This window comes from Sphaerisporangium siamense, from assembly GCF_014205275.1.
GTDB classification, from domain to species: Bacteria; Actinomycetota; Actinomycetes; order Streptosporangiales; family Streptosporangiaceae; genus Sphaerisporangium; species Sphaerisporangium siamense.
In genome coordinates this window covers 8,371,483-8,391,137 of the sequence record NZ_JACHND010000001.1, presented here as the reverse complement: position 1 = coordinate 8,391,137, position 19,655 = coordinate 8,371,483, and the positions used below count along the sequence as shown (strand labels likewise).

Here is a 19,655-nt window from a genome sequence, read left to right as displayed (position 1 = left end):
CGCCCGTGGGCGGATGTGGCACCCGTGGCGGGCCCGTAACCTGGCGTTCTGGAGCGCGGCCGGACGGGCCGGCGCGCGCGGTCATGACGCGCGGGGGCCGCGCGGCCGGGAGGTGCACCATGGGGACGCGGGCCGTTCGCGAAGCGGGCTGGGCGAGCAGGGGGGCCTGCCGCGGCGCCGATCCCGAGCTTTTCTTCCCCGAGGCGCCCTTCCCCGAACAGGAGGCCAGGGCCAAGGCCGTCTGCGCCGCCTGCCCCGTCATCCTGGAGTGCCGGGCGTACGCGGTCCGGGCGGGGGAGCGCGAGGGCATCTGGGGCGGCCTGACCACCGCCGAACGCCGCCGCCTCCGATTCCCCCCGGGCTGGGGCCGCCGGGCCGCCTCATGAGCACCCCCGAGTCCCCCTCCGGGCGGGTCGTCGCCGGGGTCGTGGCACCGGCCGTGGGGGTGCTCGTGGTGGCCAATGTGCTGAACAACCGTGTCGCGCGGCGGCTGGCGCCGGTGACCTCCGCCGTGGCGGCCGGGGCGCTGGTGGCGCTGGGCCGGCGTGCGGGCCTGTCCTGGCCCGAGATGGGCTTCACCACTCCGCGCCGGGGGGCCGTGATCGGCGGGGCCCTGGCCGCCGCCGTCGCCGCCGTCTACACCGCGGGCGTGCTCACGCCGCGCACCCGCCCGCTGTTCCTGGACGAGCGCGCCCTCGGGGTGTCGCGGGCCCGCCTGCTGGAGGAGGCCCTGGTCCAGGTGCCGCTGGGCACCGTCCTGCTGGAGGAGGTCGCCTTCCGCGGCGTGCTGCCCGCCGCGCTGCGCCGCTCGCACGGCCCGGTGGCGGCGGTCGCGGGCGCCTCGGCGCTGTTCGGGCTGTGGCACATCCTGCCCGCGCTCGACATGGCCGCCACCAACCCCTCCTTCAGCCGCCTGGCCTCGGGCGAGCCGCAGGACGGCCCCGCGGAGGGCCCGGTCCGGGTCGTCGCGGGCACGGTGGTCACCACCGCCCTGGCCGGGGCCGCCTTCCATGAGCTGCGGCGGCGCGGCGGGCTGGCGGCGCCGTCCCTGCTGCACCTGGCCACCAACACGCTCGGCTACTTCGCCGCGCGGGCCGCGCGCCGGCTCGAACGGCGCGCGGGGCGGCCCGGCGGTCAGCATGACCGGTGAACATGAACGTTGAAGCGGTCCGCGCGACCGGTCAGGCGGTCTGAACGACCTGGAAGCCCTCGGCGTAGCTGCCCTCCGGCAGGCCCGCCGTCTTGGCGTTGGCCGCGAGGAAGCCGCGCACGAACTGCTCCATGCCGTCGGCGATGTGCGCGATCTGGCTGACGTGCGCCCTCAGCGCGGACACCTTGCGGTCGACGGTCGCCGTGATGTCCACCCAGTGGTTGTTGGCCTGGCCGCCCGTCAGCCACACCTCCCTGACCGCCCACGCCTCAAGACCCTCGTCGGCCAGCAGCTCGGGGAAGGCGTAGGGGTTGCGCGCGTCGGGGTAGACCGCGTCCAGGGTCGCGCCGCCCACGGCCCGGTGGTCCGGGTGGCTCGGCTGGATGCGGACGTAGTTGCGCTCGGGCGAGGAGGTGATCACGCGGTCCGGCCGCACCTGCCGGATCACCCGCGAGATGTCGCGGCGCAGGCCCAGGGTCGGCTCCACCGTCCCGTCCTGGTACCCCAGGAAACGCAGGTCGGTCACGCCCACCCGTTTGGCCGCCTCGGTCTGCTCGGCGCGCCGCAACTGCGCCATGCCGCCGTTGTCGAGCTCGCGATCGAAGCCTCCGGCGTCGCCGTCGGTGACCACGCAGTACACGACACGGATTCCCTTGTCGGTGAGCAGGGCCACCGACCCGGCCGCGCCGAAGTCCACGTCGTCGGGGTGCGCGGTCACCACCAGAACGGTGCTCACGTCGGCGTCGTCAAGTGGGGTCACGCTGTTCCTCCTCGGTCCACTGCGCCATGAACAAACCACGGCAACTTGATATTTCCAGTGACTTGCCGGAGTGCTGAGCCGATCGGCCGCATCGGACGCGGAAACAGGGGCGGGATGGGGGGCGAAGAGGCGTCCACTGTCGGTGAGTCGCCATAATCTAGGGGGGTGTCCACCCGTGCCGCGAATCCCGCCGTTGACCATCCCCTGCTGGACGGGCTCAACCCGCAGCAGCGCGACGCCGTCGTCCACCAGGGAAGCCCCCTCCTGATCGTCGCCGGGGCCGGCTCGGGCAAGACGCGGGTGCTCACCCACCGCATCGCCTACCTGTTGTCCGAGCGGCACGTCCAGCCGCAGGAGGTCCTGGCGATCACCTTCACCAACAAGGCCGCCAAAGAGATGAAGGAGCGGGTGGACCGCCTCATCGGTCCCCGCTCCCGGGCCATGTGGGTGATGACCTTCCACAGCGCCTGCGTCCGCATCCTGCGCCGTGAGGCCAAGCGGCTGGGCTTCTCCTCCAGCTTCTCGATCTACGACCAGGCCGACTCCCAGCGGCTGATGGCGATGGTCTGCCGCGAGCTCGACCTCGACCCCAAGCGCTACCCGCCGCGCTCGTTCTCCGCGCAGGTCAGCAACCTCAAGAACGAGCTGATCGACTACGACACCGCCAAGGACAAGGCGCAGACCCACCTGGAGCGCACGCTCGCCCAGGCGTACGCCACCTACCAGGCGCGGCTCACCGAGGCCGACGCCATGGACTTCGACGACCTGATCATGCTGACGGTCACGTTGTTCCAGCTCTTCCCCGACGTCGCCGAGCACTACCGCCGCCGCTTCCGCCACGTCATGGTCGACGAGTACCAGGACACCAACCACGCCCAGTACATGCTGATCAGAGAGCTGGTCGGCCTGCCGGACCGCCTCACGGCGGACGGCGAGCCGGTCGTGGAGGGCGGGGGCGTGGAGCCCGCCGAGCTGTGCGTGGTGGGCGACGCCGACCAGTCGATCTACGCCTTCCGCGGCGCGACGATCCGCAACATCCTGGAGTTCGAGCGCGACTACCCGCAGGCGCGCACGATCCTCCTGGAGCAGAACTACCGCTCCACCCAGACGATCCTGTCCGCGGCCAACGCCGTGATCTCGCGCAACGAGAGCCGCAAGCCCAAGAACCTCTGGTCCGACCAGGGCGCAGGGCCCAAGATCATCGGTTATGTGGCCGACAACGAGCACGACGAGGCCATGTTCGTCGCCCAGGAGGTCGACCGTCTCGCCGACGACGAGGACGTCACGCCCGGCCAGGTCGCCGTCTTCTACCGCACCAACGCCGCCTCCCGTGTCTTCGAAGAGATCTTCATCCGCACCGGCCTGCCGTACAAGGTCGTCGGCGGCGTGCGGTTCTACGAGCGCCGCGAGGTCCGCGACCTGCTCGCCTACCTGCGGGTGCTCGCCAACCCCAACGACACCGTCTCGCTGCGCCGCGTCATCAACGTCCCCAAGCGGGGCATCGGCGAGCGCGCCGAGGCCATGGTCGAGGCGTTCGCCGCCCGCGAGCGCGTCAGCTTCTGGGAGGGCCTGCGCCGGGCGGAGGAGGCTCCCGGGCTGGCCACGCGCTCGCTCAACGCCATCAAAGAGTTCGTCGCCCTGCTCGAAGACCTGCGGGGCAAGGAACTGCCGCTGTCCGAGCTGGCCGAAGAGGTCCTGGCGAGCACCGGCTACCGCACCGAGCTGGAGACCTCCGGCGACCCGCAGGACGAGAGCCGGCTGGAGAACCTCAACGAGCTGATCTCCGTGGCCCAGGAGTTCGAGGAGGCCAACCCCGAGGGCACGCTCGTCGACTTCCTGGAGCAGGTCTCGCTGGTCGCCGACGCCGACCAGATCCCCGAAGGGGAGGACCACCAGGGCGTCGTCACGCTGATGACGCTGCACACCGCCAAGGGCCTGGAGTTCCCGGTCGTGTTCCTCACCGGCCTGGAGGACGGCGTCTTCCCCCACATGAGGTCCCTCGGCGAGCCCCGCGAGCTGGAGGAGGAACGCCGCCTCGCCTACGTCGGCATCACCCGCGCCCAGCAGCGGCTGTACGTCTCGCGCGCGGCCGTGCGCAGCTCGTGGGGGTCCCCCGCGTTCAACCCCGCGTCCCGGTTCCTGGCCGAGGTGCCGTCCGACCTGCTCGACTGGCGCAGCGACCCGCAGAAGTCGGCGTGGACGGCGGCGACCGTCCGCGAGACGCGCGCTGCCGCGGCGCCGTCGCGCGGCGGCGGCCGGTCGATCCCGAACCTCAGCCCGGGCGACCGCGTCACGCACGACGCCTTCGGGCTCGGCACCGTGGTCACGGTCGAGGGCGTCGCGGAGAAGGCCAAGGTGAAGATCGACTTCGGCTCCGGCGGCGAGAAGACCTTGCTGCTGGCGTACGCCCCGATCGAGAAGCTCTAGCCGCGCGGATCGGATCGCACGCCGTCCGCACCAGGGGTTCTGTCTTCCGGCTCGTCCGGCCGGAGGAAGATGTCCCGGTAAGCCGACGGCCCGGTAAGGAAGCCTTACCGGGCCGTCGGTGCGCGGCCGTCGCGGACGGCGGCGCGTGGTGGTCAGCTCTTGGCGGCCGCCCTGCCGGTGATGGTGGTGATGAGGTCGGGCCGTGCCTCGGGCAGGTCCTCGTCGGTCTCCAGGTCCTTCTGGTCGACGACCAGGTCGGCCGGCGGAGCCTGGATGGCCACGTGCCCGCCCCAGCCGGCGTAGCGCGCGTCGCTCGACAGCTTCAGGTCACCGAGCGGGGCCGGTCCCGGCAGGACCACCGCCGCCTGGAACCGCCGGGGAAGCTGGTCGCCGCCGACCCACAGCTTCCACGGCACCGCGATCTTCTTCTCCTTGCCGCTCAGGCCGCGCAGGCCGCCGTCCGGCGACACCTTGGCCAGCTCGCCCAGCGTGATGGCACCGCGCAGCAGAGTGGTCCTGGCGCCGTTGACCGTGCCGCCGGGGGCCTTGCTCTTGGTGTGGGCGACCAGCGCGCCGAGCGTCCGGGGCCGCAGCACGTCGACGAGCAGGGTCGTGCGCGCCGGGCCGGTGAACCGCACCCAGGTCTTGCCGGCGGGCAGGGCGTCGTCGTACACCGGGCTCTTCACGTACACCTTGCCACCGAGCGCGATGATGTGGCCGGTGCTCTTGGACGCGCCGGAGCTGATCGTCAGCTTGGTGTCACCCGCGTCGGGCCCGGACCTGCCGAACCGCACGACGCCGGTCTCCCGGTACCGCAGGGCGGTCTTGCCGAGCCGGAACTCGTTGCGCTCGTCGATGCGTACGGTGGTCCGCTTGACCAGTTGCTGCCGCAGGGCGTCGGCCGGGCCGGCCGCGGTGGGCTTCGGGGCGGCGTGCGCGGTGGCCGACGCGGCCAGTGCCAGGGCGGGGGCGAGCAGGGCGGTCGCGGTCAGGGCGATCAATCGCCTCATTAAGGGGTTCCTCCCGTCGTAAGACCCTCTATCCGTCGTCGAGGGTCCCGGCGTCCATGCCGTGCAAGATCAGCTTGATATCACGGATCGCCAGGTAGAGAGGCCCTTTGGCGCAAATAGCAGCAGTCGAGGGATATATCGGCATATGTGGTGTCGGTGCCGATGGGGTACGTGACCCTCCGTCACCGTCCGTGCGCCCCGGTGCGGCCGGGCGGCGGGCAGGGTCACGGGCCGCGGTTTCGCGAAATTTGGGGAAACTTGCCGTATCGCATTACTTGTCATGCGGCGGCAAAGGCCCCCCGGCGGGCGCTCCACGTCTCCACGGAGGCTAGGCTTCTGAGGCCAGGCTTCCCGGTAGTTCGCGGGTGCCCCGGGGTCTGGTCCTCAACGTAGAGAAGAAGTCAGCCGGACAAGCAAGGACGGACCCTCGTGGACCTGTTCGAACATCAGGCGAAGGAGCTCTTCGCGGAGTATGGCATCCCGGTGCCGCGCGGCGTCGTCGCGCGCACCGTGGAGGAGGCGCGCGCGGCAGCGGAGCAGCTGACCGGCCGCGTCGTCGTCAAAGCCCAGGTCAAGACCGGGGGCCGCGGTAAGGCGGGAGGCGTCAAGGTCGCCGACGACGTCGCCGACGCCGAGCGCAAGGCCACCGACATCCTCGGCATGGACATCAAGGGGCACACGGTTCACAAGGTGCTCGTCGAAGAGGCCAGCGCGATCGCGGAGGAGTACTACTTCTCCTTCCTGCTCGACCGCGCGAACCGCACCTTCCTCGCCATCTGCTCCGCGTCGGGCGGCATGGACATCGAAGAGGTCGCGCACACGACCCCCGAGAAGGTCGCCCAGATCCCGGTCTCCCCGCTGACCGGCGTGGACCGCGCGCGCGGGCGCGAGATCGCCCAGGCCGGCGGCCTGCCGGAGGCCGCGCTCGACGGCGCCGCCGAGATCATCGAGAAGCTGTGGGCCGTCTTCCTCGACGAGGACGCCACGCTCGTCGAGGTCAACCCCATGATCCTGACCAAGGACGGCCAGGTGAAGGCGCTGGACGGCAAGGTCACCCTCGACGACAACGCCTCCTTCCGCCAGCCCGAGCACGAGGCGTACGCCGACAAGGCCGCGGAGGACCCGCTGGAGGCCAAGGCCAAGGCCAAGGACCTCAACTACGTCAAGCTCGACGGCTCGGTCGGCATCATCGGCAACGGCGCGGGCCTGGTCATGTCCACCCTCGACGTCGTGGCCTACGCGGGCGAGCAGTTCGGCGGCCAGCGCCCGGCGAACTTCCTCGACATCGGCGGCGGCGCGTCCGCCGAGGTCATGGCCAACGGCCTGGAGATCGTCCTGTCCGACCCGAGCGTCAAGTCGGTGTTCGTGAACGTCTTCGGCGGCATCACCGCCTGCGACGCGGTCGCCAACGGCATCGTCTCGGCCTTCAAACTGCTCGGTGACCGCGGCGAGGCCGTGACGCACCCGCTCGTCGTCCGGCTGGACGGCAACAACGCCGCCCTCGGGCGGCAGATCCTGTCCGACGCGGGCCTGCCCCGGGTCGAACTCGTTGACACGATGGACGACGCGGCCAAGCGTGCCGCCGAGCTCGCCGCGGTAGGTGCGTAATGGCAATCTGGCTGACCGAGAACAGCAGGATCATCGTCCAGGGCATCACGGGGTCCGAGGGCTCCAAGCACACCCGGCGCATGCTCAAGGCCGGCGCCAAGGTCGTCGGCGGGACCAACCCCCGCAAGGCCGGCACCACCGTCGACTTCGACGGCGTCGAGCTGCCCGTCTTCGCGACCGTCGCCGAGGCCATGGCCGCCACCGGCGCGGACGTCACGGTGATCTTCGTGCCGCCGGCGGGCACCAAGTCCGCGGTCATCGAGGCCGTCGACGCCGAGATCCCCCTCGCCGTCGTCATCACCGAGGGCGTGCCCGTCCACGACACCACCGAGTTCTGGGCGTACGCCATCTCCAAGGGCGGCAGGACCCGCATCATCGGCCCGAACTGCCCCGGCATCGCCTCGCCCGGCGCCTCCAACGCCGGCATCATCCCCGCCGACATCACCACGGCGGGCCGCATCGGCCTGGTCAGCAAGTCCGGCACGCTGACCTACCAGCTCATGTACGAGCTGCGCGACATCGGCTTCTCCACCGCCGTCGGCATCGGCGGCGACCCGGTGATCGGCACCACGCACATCGACGCGCTGGAGGCCTTCCAGAACGACCCGGGCACCGACGCGATCGTGATGATCGGCGAGATCGGCGGCGACGCCGAGGAGCGCGCGGCGGCCTACATCGAGCAGCACGTCACCAAGCCGGTCGTCGCCTACGTCGCGGGCTTCACCGCCCCGGAGGGCAAGACCATGGGCCACGCCGGGGCCATCGTGTCCGGTTCCGCCGGCACCGCCCAGGCCAAGAAGGAGGCGCTGGAGAAGGTCGGCGTCCGCGTCGGCAAGACCCCCAGCGAGACGGCGCGCCTCATGCGCGAGGTCATGCGTTCCCGCTGAACGCGCTCAGGAACGCCGCACCGGCTCACCGTCCACCCGGTGACCACCTCGGAAGCGCCCGGCCACCCGCCGGGCGCTTCCGCGTTCCCGCAGCCGATCGGCCGCGACGGCGCACCGGGACGGCAGGGGGTGCGGGGACGTGCCTGGCAGGGAAGTCCGAGGCGGGGAGGTTCGCCGGCCCGCGGGGCCGGCGGACGGGCTCCTGGAGGCGGGGAGTGCTTCTAGAGACTCAGAGGGAGGCGAGGGGCTCACAGGCGCTCAATCGCCAGTGGGCGACGGCCGGGTCGGCGAGAGCGGCGGCTGCGGCGGCCAGGATCTGCGCTGGGGTCGTCTCGTCCGCCGTGTCCACGCGGAGGACCATGTCCCCGTCGGCCTGACTGAGATGCCGCGTCCATTCCCGCGGCAGCAGGCCCAGTATTCTTATCGCGTCCATCTGTGAATTGCCGGTGCCCGGCGGATTCGTGCGGTGCAGTCTGATCTCGGCCTGCATTTCGCCCGGCTTTTCTCAGTCCCAGGTCGTGCCGTTGGTGCGCGCGGGCGCGGAGTCCCAGGTGGTGCCGGAGCCGTGGGCGGGCGCGCTGTCCCAGGTCGTCCCGGCCGGGGTGACGTCCCAGGTGGTGCCGTCGTCGTCCGCGGGCGGGGTGTCCCAGGTGGTGCCGAGGGCCGCGACGTGCGCGCGGGAGTCCCAGGTGGTGCCGGAGTTCAGGGCGGTGTACCCGGCGGCGGCGATTCCGAGCGCGACGGCGGCCGAGACGACCGCGGTGGAAATCCGGGAGACCAGACCGGAGTTCGGGTGGGCGGTGATGCTCGACATTCTCTTTCTCGCTTCCTTCACGGTACGTCCGTTCTCTCACTCACAACTTTGCGGGATTCACCTGCCCCGTGACAGACGAGGGCGCGGCAGCAAGTTGCACGGCCGTGACCGTTTCCTGTCAGCCGTCCCAGGACTGTCGCGCACCGGCGCGCAATCACGTGTCGTCCCAGGTCAGCCGCGCCCCGGCTGCCCCCGCGCCCGACCGGGAAACGGCACGTTGCAGGATGCGGACATCCGCCCGTATCTGGTCCCCGAGGAAAAGACCGCGACTCCCGCGAAAAAACATCGACATTTCGCCTCGAACGGATATCTCGGTGCCGGGACGCCTGGCCATCGGGGGGCCAAGAGCACGCGGGCACCGGGCGTCCAGGGGACAAACGGGGCGACACGCGGGGTGCCTACGTTCGCCCGCACCGTCCGGCCTGAGAGCATCGACTACTGTGACGGCCCTCTTCGACCAGCTCCGGGCGGCTCCCCGCGCCGTACTCGGGCGTATCCCCGGGAGCGGGGGCGACGACGACGAGACGCGCCGCCCGTTGCCCGTCTCCGGCATGCTCGCCGCCGCCTCCACCCTCGGCGCCGGCCTCGCCGTTCTGACCACCCTCACCCTCATCGGGTGGATCGCCGCCCCGCGCGGCGCCTTCGGGCAGGGACTCCCCGGCGTCTTCCGCGCCGCCTGCCAGGTCTGGCTCGCCGCGCACCACGCCGGCTTCGCGATCCCCGGCGGACGGATCGGCCTGCTCCCGCTCGGCCTGATGCTCCTGCCCGCGGTCCTGCTCTACCGCGCCGCCCTGTGGATGGCCCGCGACGCCGACCTGCGGCTGCGCCTGCCGGCCCGTCTGCCCAAGGGCAGCGCCAAGGACCTGTCCAACGCGCGCCGCCGCGCGCAGCTCCTGCTCATCGCCCAGGCGGGCATCTCACTGGCCGCGCCGTACGCGCTGCTGGCGGGCGTGATCGCTCTGGTGGCCCACAACAACGTGACCCAGCCGTTCGTCGGCGAGGCGCTGCTCAGCCACTTCCTGCTGGCCTTCCTGGCCGGGTCGCTGGCCACCGCGCGCACCATCGGGCCATGGCGGTCGATGCTGCGGCTGCTCCCCGTGCGCGCGCGGTCGGTGGTGGCCGGCACGGCCGTCGCCCTGTCCACGATGCTGGCCGCCGGGCTCGTGCTGGCGCTGGCGGCGGTAGTCCTCAACTTCGGCGAGGTCCAGCGGCTGTCGTCCCTGCTGGCGCCGGGCTTCGTCGGCGGCCTGCTCCTGCTGCTGGTGCAGGTGCTCTACCTGTTCAACTTCGTCATCTGGGGCATGGCCTACCTCAGCGGCCCGGGGTTCGCGCTCGGCACGGGCACCCTGGTCGCGCCCACGGGCGTGCAGCTCGGCGACGTGCCCGCCCTGCCGGTCCTCGGCGCGCTCCCCGGCTCCGGGGTCACCTCCCCGTGGACGATGAGTGTGCTCGCGGTGCCGTTCCTCGCGGGCGCGGTCGCCGGGGTCGTCATGGCGCGCATCGCCCCGACCCCCCAGCTGGAGTCGGCCCCGTTGTGGGGGTTCGCCTGCGGTCTGGCCACGGGCCTGTCGGCGGGGCTGCTCGCGGCCCTCGCCGGCGGCCCGCTCGGCGGTGCGCGCCTGTCCGCCGTCGGGCCGTCCGCCTGGGAGGTCGCGCTGTCGGCCACGCTGGAGGTCGGCGTGGCGTCCGGCATCTCGGCCGGGCTGACCAACTGGTGGCTGACCTACCACCGCGGCCTTGAACCCGTGCCCGTCCGCAAGGCGGGCGAGGTGATCGCCAAGGTGGCGAGCGTGGCGAGCCGCGTCAGACCGGCCGCGCCCGAGCCGTCCGGCCACTGGATGGACGCCACCGAGGCCGACACCGCGCCCATCCCGGCCATCCGCGCCGACTGGACCGACGAGCACGGCGCCACCACCACACCCGCCGCCGGCAGGACCCAGCGCCGTGACATCGTCGACGAGTCGGACGACCGCGGCGGCCACGTCATCTACGTGGACCCCTACGCCTGGGACCGCGACGCCTAGCCGGGCGGTCCTACACGTGCGCGCGGATGCCCTTGCCGCTGGGGGAGGGCTCGAAGAGCACCTGGTCGGCGAAGCACCACGCCCAGTCCTCGCCGGGCTCGAAGGACTCGGCGATGGGGTGGCCCACTCCGGCGGCGTGCCGGGAGGCGTGGCGGTTCGGCGAGGAGTCGCAGCAGCCGACGTGACCGCAGGTGAGGCAGGTCCGCAGGTGGACCCAGCGGCCCCCGCTGGCCAGGCAGTCCTCGCAGCCGAGGTCGGTGCGCGGCTCGACGTCGCGCAGCAGTTCGAGGTGTGTGCAGACGCTCACGGCTTCTCCTCGGTTGGGAACGGCACCGCCACCGCACTGTACCGGCCTCCCGGCTCCCTGGGACCGGCACGACCGGATCTCGCCCGCACCAGGTCAGGTCTACGTGCGGTGTACCCGGGACGCCGCCGGATCAGGGGGTCCGGCTCACGAGGGCAGGGAGAACCGCAGGCTGCCTTCCGGCAGGAAGGGGAGCCTGCGCTCCATGTCACGCTGGAGCTGGGTGGCGCAGATCTGCTGGGCGGTGGTGGTGCCGGCGCCCTTCATGCACTCGGTGTAGGCGCTCAGCTCGTTGCCGAAATACGTCTGGAACCAGGCCATCAGGGCGGCCAGCACGATCGACGCCGACGAGATCAGCGACCCGAGCACGGGCATCAGCACGGACCTCTTCTTGCGCGCCAGCGCCTGCCAGCCGCGCACGCTGACGACGATCGAGAAGACGCCCAGAGCCAGGCCCAGCACCGGGAACATGAGCGTCAACGCCAGCGCGCCGATGGACAGCAGCAGCGCCCGGCGCCCGATCTCGACCCCCGAGGTGTCCGCGGGTTGGTGAAGCACCTGACCTCCTCTGCGTTGGAGAGCGTGGCGGGCCGATACGCTGACTGCCGTACCCGTCAACGTCGCCCCGAAGGAGTGCAGCCCTGTCGGCTCGGCTCGTGGTCCTCGTCTCCGGTTCAGGGACCAACCTACAGGCCATCATGGACGCCGCCGCTGACGAAGGCTATGGCGCCCGCGTCGTCGCGGTCGGCGCCGACCGCGACGACATCGAGGGCCTGGCCCGCGCGCGTCGTGCGGGCCTGCCCACCTTCGTAGTCAAGGTGGCCGACCACCCGACCCGGGAGGACTGGGACGAGGCCCTGTGCGCGCGCATCGCCGAGCACCGGCCCGATCTGGTGGTGTCCGCCGGGTTCATGAAGATCCTCGGCCCGCGCGTGCTCCGGGCGTTCACCGTCGTCAACACCCACCCGGCCCTGCTGCCCGCGTTCCCCGGCGCCCACGCGGTGCCGCAGGCACTGGCGTACGGGGTGCGCGTCACCGGCTGCACGGTGCATCTGGTGGACGCGGGCGTGGACACCGGCCCGGTGATCGCGCAGGAGCCCGTGACCGTGGAGGATGGGGACGACGAGCGGTCCCTCCACGAGCGCATCAAGGTCGTCGAGCGCCGCCTGCTCGTCGACGTCGTCGGCCGCATGGCCAGGCACGGCTGGACGCTCACCGGTCGTCACGTCCGCCTTGGCGTACCGGCGGGCGACGGCGGACAGTAGTGGGAGGGCGGGGAGGGGCGCGACCCGGGAGGCCCCGGCGCGTGACGTCCCGCCAGTGGCAACCTCCGGGCCGCCCGGTGCGCCGGGCCGCCCGGACACAGGGAGGAGCACGAAGTGACCCGCATCGCCATCCGGCGCGCGCTGATCACCGTATATGACAAGTCCGGGCTGGAGGAGCTGGTCCGGGCGCTGGACGCCGCCGGCGTCGAGATCGTGTCCACGGGCGGCACGGCCTCGAAGATCGCGTCCTTCGGCGTGCCGGTCACCCCGGTCGAGTCGCTGACCGGCTTCCCCGAGTGCCTGGGCGGCCGGGTCAAGACCCTGCACCCGCGGGTTCACGCCGGCCTGCTGGCCGACGGGAACAACCCCTCTCACGTCAAGCAGCTCGAAGAGCTGGAGATCGAGCCGTTCCAGCTTGTCGTGGTCAACCTGTACCCGTTCCAGCAGACGGTGGCCTCCGGCGCCTCGCCCGAGGAGTGCGTCGAGCAGATCGACATCGGCGGGCCCGCGATGATCCGCGCGGCGGCCAAGAACCACGGCACGGTCGCGGTCGTCGTGGACCCGCGCGGGTACGGCGACGTGCTGCGGGCGATCGAGGAGGGCGGTTTCACCGAGCCGCAGCGCCGCCGCCTCGCCGCCCGGGCGTACGCCCACACCGCCGCCTACGACACCGCCGTCGCCTCGTGGTTCGGCGACGTCTACGCCCCCGAGGACGAGGGCTGGCCCACGTTCATGGGCGCGGCCTGGCAGCGGCGCGCCGTCCTGCGCTACGGCGAGAACCCGCACCAGGGGGCCGCGCTGTACTCGGGCTCGGAGGACGGCCTGGCGAACGCCGAGCAGTTGCACGGCAAGGAGATGTCCTACAACAACTACCTGGACGCCGACGCCGCCTGGCGCGCGGTGTGGGACTTCCCCGAGCCGGCCGTCGCGGTCATCAAGCACGCCAACCCCTGCGGGCTGGCCGTCGGCGCCGACGTCGTCGAGGCGCACCGCAAGGCGCACGACTGTGACCCGCTGTCGGCGTACGGCGGGGTGATCGCCGTCAACCGCGAGGTCACCGGCGCGCTCGCCGAGCAGATCGCGCCGATCTTCACCGAGGTCGTGGTCGCTCCCGAGTTCAGCCAGGAGGCCCTGGCGGTACTGACGACCAAGAAGAACATCCGGCTGCTGCGCTGCCCGTCCGGGCCGTCCAACACCGCCGAGTTCCGCCGCGTCGACGGCGGGCTGCTCGTCCAGACGGTCGACCGCGTGAACGCCCCCGGCGACGACCCCGCCACCTGGGAGCTGAAGGCCGGCGCTCCGGCGTCGCCCGAGGTGCTGGCCGACCTGGCCTTCGCGTGGAAGTCCTGCCGGTCGGTGAAGTCCAACGCGATCCTGCTCGCCGCGGACGGCGCGACGGTCGGGGTCGGCATGGGCCAGGTCAACCGGGTCGACTCCGCGCGCCTGGCCGTGTCCCGGGCGGGGGAGCGGGCCGCGGGCGCGGTGGGCGCCTCGGACGCCTACTTCCCGTTCCCCGACGGCCTTCAGGTGCTCATCGACGCCGGGGTGAAGGCCGTGGTCGAGCCGGGCGGGTCGATCCGCGACGAAGAGGTGATCGAGGCCGCCACCAAGGCCGGCATCACCTTGTACTTCACCGGCACACGCCACTTCTTCCACTGACCACGCGGCGGCCGGGCGCGCACGCCGCGCCCGGCCGCCGGACGCGTTCCTGTTCCGCCGCCGGGCGCCGGGAAGGACGCCCGGAGGCGAAGTGCCCTGCCGCCGATGCCGGATCAGCTACAGGTCACCGCCGGGTCGATGACGACCGTGGGCCCCCCGCCGGGGGTGTGCTGTTCGTAGGGCGGCGGGCCGCAGGGGGCGCCGTGGTTGCCGCCTCCGTCGGTCACGGAGTCGTGCGGGGCCCAGATGAACCACCCGGTGGTCCTCTTGCCGGTGTTGCCGCTCACGGTGATCGGCTTGGGGTCGTCCTTCCAGCCGATGTGGATGTCCCCCCGCACCGGGTTGCCGTCCGGGTCCGTGCGCCCGCTGGGGGCCCGGCCGTTTCGCGCGAAGGTGTTGCCGGAGATCTGGCCCACCACTCCCTGGGCGTTACGCAGATAGATGCCGGCCGTCGCGTTGCGGACGAATTCGTTGTTCTTCACGATGCCGCTGAAGTTGTATCCCTCGATGGCGACGGAGTTGTCCCTGAACGCATTGTTCTCGACCACGGTCGGCACCGACGTGTCACCGAGCCACAGCGCGGTCTCGGAGTTCTTGAACACGTTGTCGTGGATTCTGTTGCCGCGGCTCTCGGCGTAGACGGACAGGGACCAGTCGTCGAGAACGCTGCGGGTGATGACGCCGTTGTCCGACTGGCCGATGCTGAGGCCCCCGCCGGTGAACCGGCTCGACGTGAAAGAGAATCCGTTGCCCCGGTTCAGGCCGTTGTCGCCGTGAATCGTGCAGTGGTCGACGGTCAGCGCGGAATCCTGGATGTACAGGCCTTCGATGACGCACCTGCCCCGCGAGCCGCTGATCGCGAGGCTCGACCCGAGCAGCGCCTGGACGCGGCCTCCGGAGTTGGTCACGTTCACGAGCCGCGCGCCGGTCGAGCGCTCCAGGTACACCGCGACGGCGAAGCCGTCGATCGTGCCGTTGCGGATGACGGCGCCCGGCCAGTAGCCGGTGGTGGCGTTGCCGACGCTGACGCCGTATCCCGTGCCCGACCCGGAGATCGTGTGCCCGTTGAGGTTGATCGTGACGTTGGCCGCGCCGATGATCGGGCCGTCGCCCTCGCAGGTGAGGTCCTCGGTCAGGGTGACGCTGGCGAGCAGCAGCTTCCCGCAGCCGAACCCGGTCGGCGGAGGGGCGAAGAGGGACGGTCTGGGGGTGATGGTGATCTCCGACAGGGAGAACGGCGGCGCGGGGTCGGCGACCGGGCCGGGCGGCGCGATGGCGGCGCCCCCGCTCAAGGTGGCCGCGCTCGCGGGGATCTGCCCGAGTGCCGTACCGAGCAGCGCGGCGAGCAGGAAGACGGCCGAACCCGCTCTGCGCCACCCCGCCGACCACCCCGCCGACCACGCTGCAGGCCAAGGGAGATCTCTCGCCCGCCTCTTCTGGTGTGGCAGCACTTTTGTCCTTTCCTGTGCCGTTGATGGGCCTCGAAAGGGAAGCCGGTGATGGCACGTTCCATAACCGGCCCCCCCGATCGATCGGACGAAGGAATCGCGAGATCGCTCAATGGACACGCATCCGCCGTAACGGGCTTATGGCCACGAAGATTGTGGTCAGCCGAATCGGATAAGCGTGTCGTTATGCTGACGAGGAGTTCCTCCGGATATGAGGGACAACGCGGCTATTATGAACTAAGTGATCTGAGATTGACGAGAGACTTCGGCCGCCTGTTTGCGACGTCGCGCACGCCTTCACATCCGCCGATCGCCACGTATGATGGTTCGCCCGCCACGCGGGGAGCCGTCCCGCGGCGGGGCCGTACCGGCGCCGGGCGCGAGAAATCCTCCCCGCCGTCGAGCGGGTGAGCGGCCCGGGAGAACCCTCCGCCCGACCGGACCGGTCGGCGCGTGGCCGGCGCGGGCGGCATGGAAGGATGGCGAGTTGTGAGCGCGCAGATTCTCGATGGCAAGGCCACCGCGGCCAAGATCAAGTCCGACCTCGCGCGGCGCGTCGCCCGGCTGACCGCCGAGGGTGTCACGCCCGGTCTCGGCACGGTCCTCGTCGGGGACGACCCCGGCAGCCAGATCTACGTCGCCGGCAAGCACCGCGACTGCGCCGAGGTCGGCATCGCCTCGATCCGCAAGGACCTCCCCGAGACCGCCACGCAGGCCGAGGTCGAGGCCGCGATCGACGAGCTCAACGCCGACCCCGCCTGCACGGGCTACATCGTCCAGCTCCCGCTGCCCCGCCACCTCGACGCCCAGGCGCTGATCGAGCGCATGGAGCCGTCCAAGGACGCCGACGGCCTGCACCCGGTGAACCTGGGCCGTCTGGTCCACATGGTCGACGCCCCGCTGCCCTGCACCCCGCGCGGCATCGTGGCCCTGCTGCAGGAGTACGGCGTGCCGATCAAGGGCGCCGAGGTCGCCGTCATCGGCCGCGGCATCACCGTCGGCCGGCCGCTCGGCCTGCTGCTCACCCGGCGCACCGAGAACGCCACCGTCACCCTCTGCCACACCGGCACGCAGGACCTCGCCGCCCACGTGCGCGGGGCCGACATCGTCGTGGCCGCCGCCGGGGTGCCCGGCCTGATCACGCGCGACATGGTCAAGCCCGGCGCGGCCGTCCTGGACGTCGGGGTCTCGCGCCTCGACGGCAAGCTCGCCGGCGACGTGGCCCTGGAGGTCAAGGAGGTCGCGGGGTTCTTCTCGCCGAACCCCGGGGGCGTGGGCCCGATGACCCGCGCGATGCTCCTCACCAACGTCGTCGAGTCCGCGGAACGCCGCGCCCGCTGACCGTCCTCCCCGGTCACGCGGGGCCGTCGCCGCCGCACGGCTCGGTGAAGGTGATCACGGTGGGGACGGGGGTCCGCAGGGCCTCCTCCACGGCCTCGCGCAGCCCCTCGGGCGACTTCACCGCGCGGCCGTGCGCGCCGTACGCCTCGGCGAGCGCGGGGAAGTCCGGGCCGTGCAGGTCGACGGCCACCGGGCTCATGCCCTTGCGCACCATCTCCTCCCTGATCTCGCCGAACCCCCCGTTCAGCGCGACGACCACGGGCAGGCTCAGGCGCAGCTCCACGGCCATCGCCAGCTCCTGGAGGCTGAACTGCAGCGCCCCGTCGCCGGCCAGCACCGCGACGGGCCGGTCCGGCCGTCCGAGCTTCGCACCGATCCCCGCGGGCAGCGCGAAGCCGAGCGTGCCGAACCCGGCGGGGAACAGGAACCGCCCCGGCGGGTCGATGACCATGCCGACCAGGGCGCCGTGGTAGACGACCATCGAGTTGTCGCCGACGATGATCGCGTCCCCGGGCAGCGCCCGGCCGAGCGCGCGCAGGTATTCGATCCAGCGCCCGGTCAGCGTCTCCAGCTCGGCGCGGTAGTCGCACCCCGGCCGTTCCCGTGGCACCGGGCCCGCGACGTCACGGAGCTGCTCGCCGAGCCCCTGGACGGCGAGCGCGGCGTCGGCCACGATCGCCACGTCGGCCACGTGGTCGCCGTACATCTGGGCGGGGTCCACGTCCACGCGGATCAGCGTGCCGGTGAGGGCGAAGTGTTCCTCCCACAGGTCCGCGGGGCCGAGCTCGGTGCCGATGGCGAGCACGACGTCGCAGGTGGCGAGCCAGCGGCGCACCGTCTCCAGGTGCAGGGTCGCGCCCAGGCAGAGCGGATGGCTCTCCGGCACCACGCCCTTGCCACTGGCGGTGGTGACCACGCGGGCGCCGACCCGCTCGGCGAGCCGCATGATCGGCTCGCCCGGCGGCCTCGGGTCCTCGGCGGGCCGGTGGGTGCCGCCGCCGAGGACGAACGCCGGCCGGCGCGCCCGGCTCAGCAGCTCGGCGGCCCTGTGCAGCGCGGCCGGGTCCGGCACGCGCGGCATGACCCGGTACGGCGGGGCGACGTGCACCTCGGTCCTGGAGTCCAGCAGATCGGCGGGGATCTCGATGTGCACCGGCCGCGGCCGTCCTTCGGTGAACGCCGCGAACGCGCGGGCCACGGCCGCCGGGATCTCGCGCACGGAGGTCACGCGGTGGCTCCACGCGCACAGGGCCTCGATGGCCCGCGACTGGTCCTTGCTCTCGTGCAGGTACCCGCGCCCGCCGCGCGGATGGTCGGTGGGGACGCCCGGCGAGATCAGCAGCACGGGCGAGGAGTCGGAGTACGCCTCGCCGAGCGCGGTGGCCGCGTTCGTGACCCCCGGCCCGGTCGTGGTGAGGACGATCCCGGGCCGGCCGGTGACCCGCGCGTACCCGTCGGCGGCGTACCCGGCGCCCTGCTCGTGGCGGGGCGTCACACAGCGGATCCCCGCGCGGTCCAGCTCCGCGTAGACGGCGAGGTTGTGCAGCCCCGGGATCCCGAACACCGTGTCGACGCCGTGCGACCGGAGCCCGGCGACGAGCGCCCCCGCTCCCGTTAGCCCTTTTCCTCCCGCCGTCGGGATCGATTCGTCAGCCGCCACGCGTCACATCCATGGGCTCGGGAAAATTTCTCGTAGGGTACGGGCATCGTTCCCGTTATCGCCACACGCCTTTCCCGTTCCGGATATTAGTGCGTGCCGCACCCCGCCTTTTGTGGTGTGTCCGAAGTAAGCCGGTGCGGGCCCGCGACTTTCCGATACGGTTCCGCATACGGTTCCGGATCCGTGAACGTGCCGACCGCGTGTTCGTCCACGCCGTGATCGAGCACGTTCTCAATGGATTTGACCGCCTGACGCACCATTCGATCCATGGCCTGGCGCGTGTGCGAGGCGATATGGCCGGTGACCAGGAGCCGGTCCGGGAAGTCCTCGCGAATCCGCAGGCCGAAATCGGAGTCGCCGCCGTAGAAGCCGTCGAAGACCGCGACCGCGATGCGATCTTCTTTCATGCCGTTGTACAGGGCCTCCGCGTCCACGATGGCCGGGCGCGCGATGTTCACCAATACGGAGCCCTGGCCGAGCCGGCTGATCACCGATGAATCGATCATCGAGATGGTCTTGCCGGTGCCCGGCACCATGACCACCAGGATGTCGCTGAACTCCGCCAGCTCGTGAAGAGGCTTATACGGCATGTCCAGAGATGCTTCGAGGTGCTGCTTTCTGGTGCGGCTGAAATACGCGAGATTCGCGCCGAAAGCGTGTTTGAGGATATGCGCGATGCGCGTGCCGATCGACCCCAGGCCGACGATGCCGATCTTCCGTGCGCCGAGCTCGTACGGCAGTTCCTCGCCGTCGGCCCAGTCGGGCACCAGGCTGCCCAGGTGGCGGGTGATACGCCAGTTGGCGTTGACGATCTGGCCGATCGCGAAGGTGGCGACCGAGGTGGTGGCGGCGCCGGGCGTGTTGGTCACGACGATGCCGAGATCGTTCGCGGCGGCCACGTCGACGAAGTTCTCGTAGCCCACGCCGAGGAACGCCACCACCCGCAGCGTGCCTTCGGCGCTCCTCAGGGCGGTCTCGGTGGCGCGCTCCTCGCCGCCGTGCAGATAGGCCACCACGCCCCTGAGCTCCCGTGCGAGCTCGCGCTCCGAGAGGTGCCGGTCCGGCCGCCACGGCTCCAGGCCACGCCGCCGGAGCGGCTCCAGGAGCCTCATGTCGACGCCCGAGCCGGTGACCAGGACCTTGTCGCCCCCGAGCGCGCGTCCGTCTGCGGGCATGTGCCGGGCCGCGGGACGGTCGTCCGTGGGCGCCGCTTCTTGGGGCATGGTTCAGCCTCTCGGCCTTAGGCGCTAAATGTCCGTTTCGTCGTACCTCTCGGTGCCACAGGTAAATGTGCGGGG

Annotated in this window: 18 protein-coding genes; 9 read left to right on the top strand and 9 right to left on the bottom strand. The window is 71.7% G+C overall.

Annotated features, from left to right (window positions below; translation table 11 throughout):
- Positions 1 to 119: 119 nt before the first annotated feature.
- Both BJ982_RS37705 and BJ982_RS37700 read left to right on the top strand, forming a co-directional pair.
- Positions 120 to 386 (top strand): WhiB family transcriptional regulator, encoded by a 267-nt coding sequence (locus BJ982_RS37705; RefSeq protein WP_184888120.1) that lies wholly within the window; start codon positions 120 to 122, stop codon positions 384 to 386.
- A complete protein-coding gene (locus BJ982_RS37700) occupies positions 383 to 1,150 on the top strand; it encodes a CPBP family intramembrane glutamic endopeptidase (protein WP_184888118.1) in 768 nt (255 codons plus the stop codon). The genes BJ982_RS37705 and BJ982_RS37700 overlap by 4 nt, the downstream gene beginning before the upstream one ends.
- A 31-nt stretch (positions 1,151 to 1,181) precedes the next feature.
- Here BJ982_RS37700 and BJ982_RS37695 read toward each other — a convergent pair whose 3' ends face one another.
- The gene (locus BJ982_RS37695; protein WP_239123612.1) at positions 1,182 to 1,910 is read right to left on the bottom strand and encodes a PIG-L deacetylase family protein; all 729 of its coding nucleotides are present in this window, start codon (positions 1,908 to 1,910) and stop codon (positions 1,182 to 1,184) included.
- Positions 1,911 to 2,114: 204 nt separating this feature from the next.
- On the opposite strand from BJ982_RS37695, the gene pcrA reads away from it, so the two are divergent.
- A complete protein-coding gene (gene pcrA, locus BJ982_RS37690; protein ID WP_184889952.1) occupies positions 2,115 to 4,337 on the top strand; it encodes a DNA helicase PcrA in 2,223 nt (740 codons plus the stop codon).
- A gap of 152 nt (positions 4,338 to 4,489) precedes the next feature.
- On the opposite strand, the gene BJ982_RS37685 is transcribed toward pcrA, so the two are convergent.
- Positions 4,490 to 5,347 (bottom strand): hypothetical protein, encoded by an 858-nt coding sequence (locus BJ982_RS37685; RefSeq protein ID WP_184888116.1) that lies wholly within the window; start codon positions 5,345 to 5,347, stop codon positions 4,490 to 4,492.
- A gap of 429 nt (positions 5,348 to 5,776) precedes the next feature.
- On the opposite strand from BJ982_RS37685, the gene sucC reads away from it, so the two are divergent.
- Entirely contained in the window at positions 5,777 to 6,955 is a 1,179-nt protein-coding gene (gene sucC, locus BJ982_RS37680) for an ADP-forming succinate--CoA ligase subunit beta (RefSeq protein ID WP_184888114.1), read from the top strand.
- Entirely contained in the window at positions 6,955 to 7,842 is an 888-nt protein-coding gene (gene sucD, locus BJ982_RS37675; RefSeq protein ID WP_184888112.1) for a succinate--CoA ligase subunit alpha, read from the top strand. The genes sucC and sucD overlap by 1 nt, the downstream gene beginning before the upstream one ends.
- A 229-nt stretch (positions 7,843 to 8,071) precedes the next feature.
- Here sucD and BJ982_RS37670 read toward each other — a convergent pair whose 3' ends face one another.
- Complete coding sequence (locus tag BJ982_RS37670) at positions 8,072 to 8,332, bottom strand: hypothetical protein (RefSeq protein ID WP_184888110.1); 261 nt, start codon at positions 8,330 to 8,332, stop codon at positions 8,072 to 8,074.
- Between the two features lie 15 nt (positions 8,333 to 8,347).
- On the bottom strand, positions 8,348 to 8,656 hold the full coding sequence (locus BJ982_RS37665) for a hypothetical protein (RefSeq protein WP_184888108.1): 309 nt from the start codon (positions 8,654 to 8,656) through the stop codon (positions 8,348 to 8,350).
- Positions 8,657 to 9,096: 440 nt separating this feature from the next.
- Here BJ982_RS37665 and BJ982_RS37660 point away from each other — a divergent pair, with 440 nt between their 5' ends.
- Positions 9,097 to 10,680, top strand: a complete 1,584-nt coding sequence (locus BJ982_RS37660) for a cell division protein PerM (protein ID WP_184888106.1) — start codon at positions 9,097 to 9,099, stop codon at positions 10,678 to 10,680.
- Between the two features lie 10 nt (positions 10,681 to 10,690).
- Here BJ982_RS37660 and BJ982_RS37655 read toward each other — a convergent pair whose 3' ends face one another.
- Positions 10,691 to 10,987 (bottom strand): UBP-type zinc finger domain-containing protein, encoded by a 297-nt coding sequence (locus BJ982_RS37655; RefSeq protein WP_184888104.1) that lies wholly within the window; start codon positions 10,985 to 10,987, stop codon positions 10,691 to 10,693.
- 144 nt (positions 10,988 to 11,131) lie between these two features.
- Positions 11,132 to 11,542 (bottom strand): hypothetical protein, encoded by a 411-nt coding sequence (locus tag BJ982_RS37650; RefSeq protein ID WP_184888102.1) that lies wholly within the window; start codon positions 11,540 to 11,542, stop codon positions 11,132 to 11,134.
- A gap of 83 nt (positions 11,543 to 11,625) precedes the next feature.
- Here BJ982_RS37650 and purN point away from each other — a divergent pair, with 83 nt between their 5' ends.
- Both purN and purH read left to right on the top strand, forming a co-directional pair.
- Entirely contained in the window at positions 11,626 to 12,249 is a 624-nt protein-coding gene (gene purN, locus BJ982_RS37645; RefSeq protein WP_184889950.1) for a phosphoribosylglycinamide formyltransferase, read from the top strand.
- A gap of 114 nt (positions 12,250 to 12,363) precedes the next feature.
- Positions 12,364 to 13,908 carry a bifunctional phosphoribosylaminoimidazolecarboxamide formyltransferase/IMP cyclohydrolase gene (gene purH / locus BJ982_RS37640; RefSeq protein WP_184888100.1) on the top strand — a complete coding sequence of 515 codons (1,545 nt, stop codon included), beginning with the start codon at positions 12,364 to 12,366 and terminating at the stop codon, positions 13,906 to 13,908.
- Between the two features lie 113 nt (positions 13,909 to 14,021).
- Here the strand turns inward: purH and BJ982_RS37635 are convergent, their stop codons facing one another.
- Positions 14,022 to 15,359 (bottom strand): NosD domain-containing protein, encoded by a 1,338-nt coding sequence (locus BJ982_RS37635; RefSeq protein ID WP_184888098.1) that lies wholly within the window; start codon positions 15,357 to 15,359, stop codon positions 14,022 to 14,024.
- Positions 15,360 to 15,845: 486 nt separating this feature from the next.
- Here BJ982_RS37635 and BJ982_RS37630 point away from each other — a divergent pair, with 486 nt between their 5' ends.
- Entirely contained in the window at positions 15,846 to 16,697 is an 852-nt protein-coding gene (locus tag BJ982_RS37630) for a bifunctional methylenetetrahydrofolate dehydrogenase/methenyltetrahydrofolate cyclohydrolase (protein ID WP_184888097.1), read from the top strand.
- 13 nt (positions 16,698 to 16,710) lie between these two features.
- Here BJ982_RS37630 and BJ982_RS37625 read toward each other — a convergent pair whose 3' ends face one another.
- Positions 16,711 to 18,357, bottom strand: coding sequence for a 5-guanidino-2-oxopentanoate decarboxylase (locus BJ982_RS37625; RefSeq protein WP_239123614.1), 1,647 nt, complete (start codon positions 18,355 to 18,357; stop codon positions 16,711 to 16,713).
- Between the two features lie 86 nt (positions 18,358 to 18,443).
- The gene (locus tag BJ982_RS37620; protein ID WP_184888095.1) at positions 18,444 to 19,580 is read right to left on the bottom strand and encodes a 2-hydroxyacid dehydrogenase; all 1,137 of its coding nucleotides are present in this window, start codon (positions 19,578 to 19,580) and stop codon (positions 18,444 to 18,446) included.
- Between the last annotated feature and the right edge of the window lie 75 nt (positions 19,581 to 19,655).

Coding starts and splice junctions, on each gene's coding strand:
- BJ982_RS37705 (WP_184888120.1), top strand. CDS start 120: ATGGGGACGCGGGCCGTTCGCGAAGCGGGCTGGGCGAGCAGGGGGGCC.
- BJ982_RS37700 (WP_184888118.1), top strand. CDS start 383: ATGAGCACCCCCGAGTCCCCCTCCGGGCGGGTCGTCGCCGGGGTCGTG.
- BJ982_RS37685 (WP_184888116.1), bottom strand. CDS start 5,347: ATGAGGCGATTGATCGCCCTGACCGCGACCGCCCTGCTCGCCCCCGCC.
- sucD (WP_184888112.1), top strand. CDS start 6,955: ATGGCAATCTGGCTGACCGAGAACAGCAGGATCATCGTCCAGGGCATC.
- BJ982_RS37670 (WP_184888110.1), bottom strand. CDS start 8,332: ATGCAGGCCGAGATCAGACTGCACCGCACGAATCCGCCGGGCACCGGC.
- BJ982_RS37665 (WP_184888108.1), bottom strand. CDS start 8,656: ATGTCGAGCATCACCGCCCACCCGAACTCCGGTCTGGTCTCCCGGATT.
- BJ982_RS37620 (WP_184888095.1), bottom strand. CDS start 19,580: ATGCCCCAAGAAGCGGCGCCCACGGACGACCGTCCCGCGGCCCGGCAC.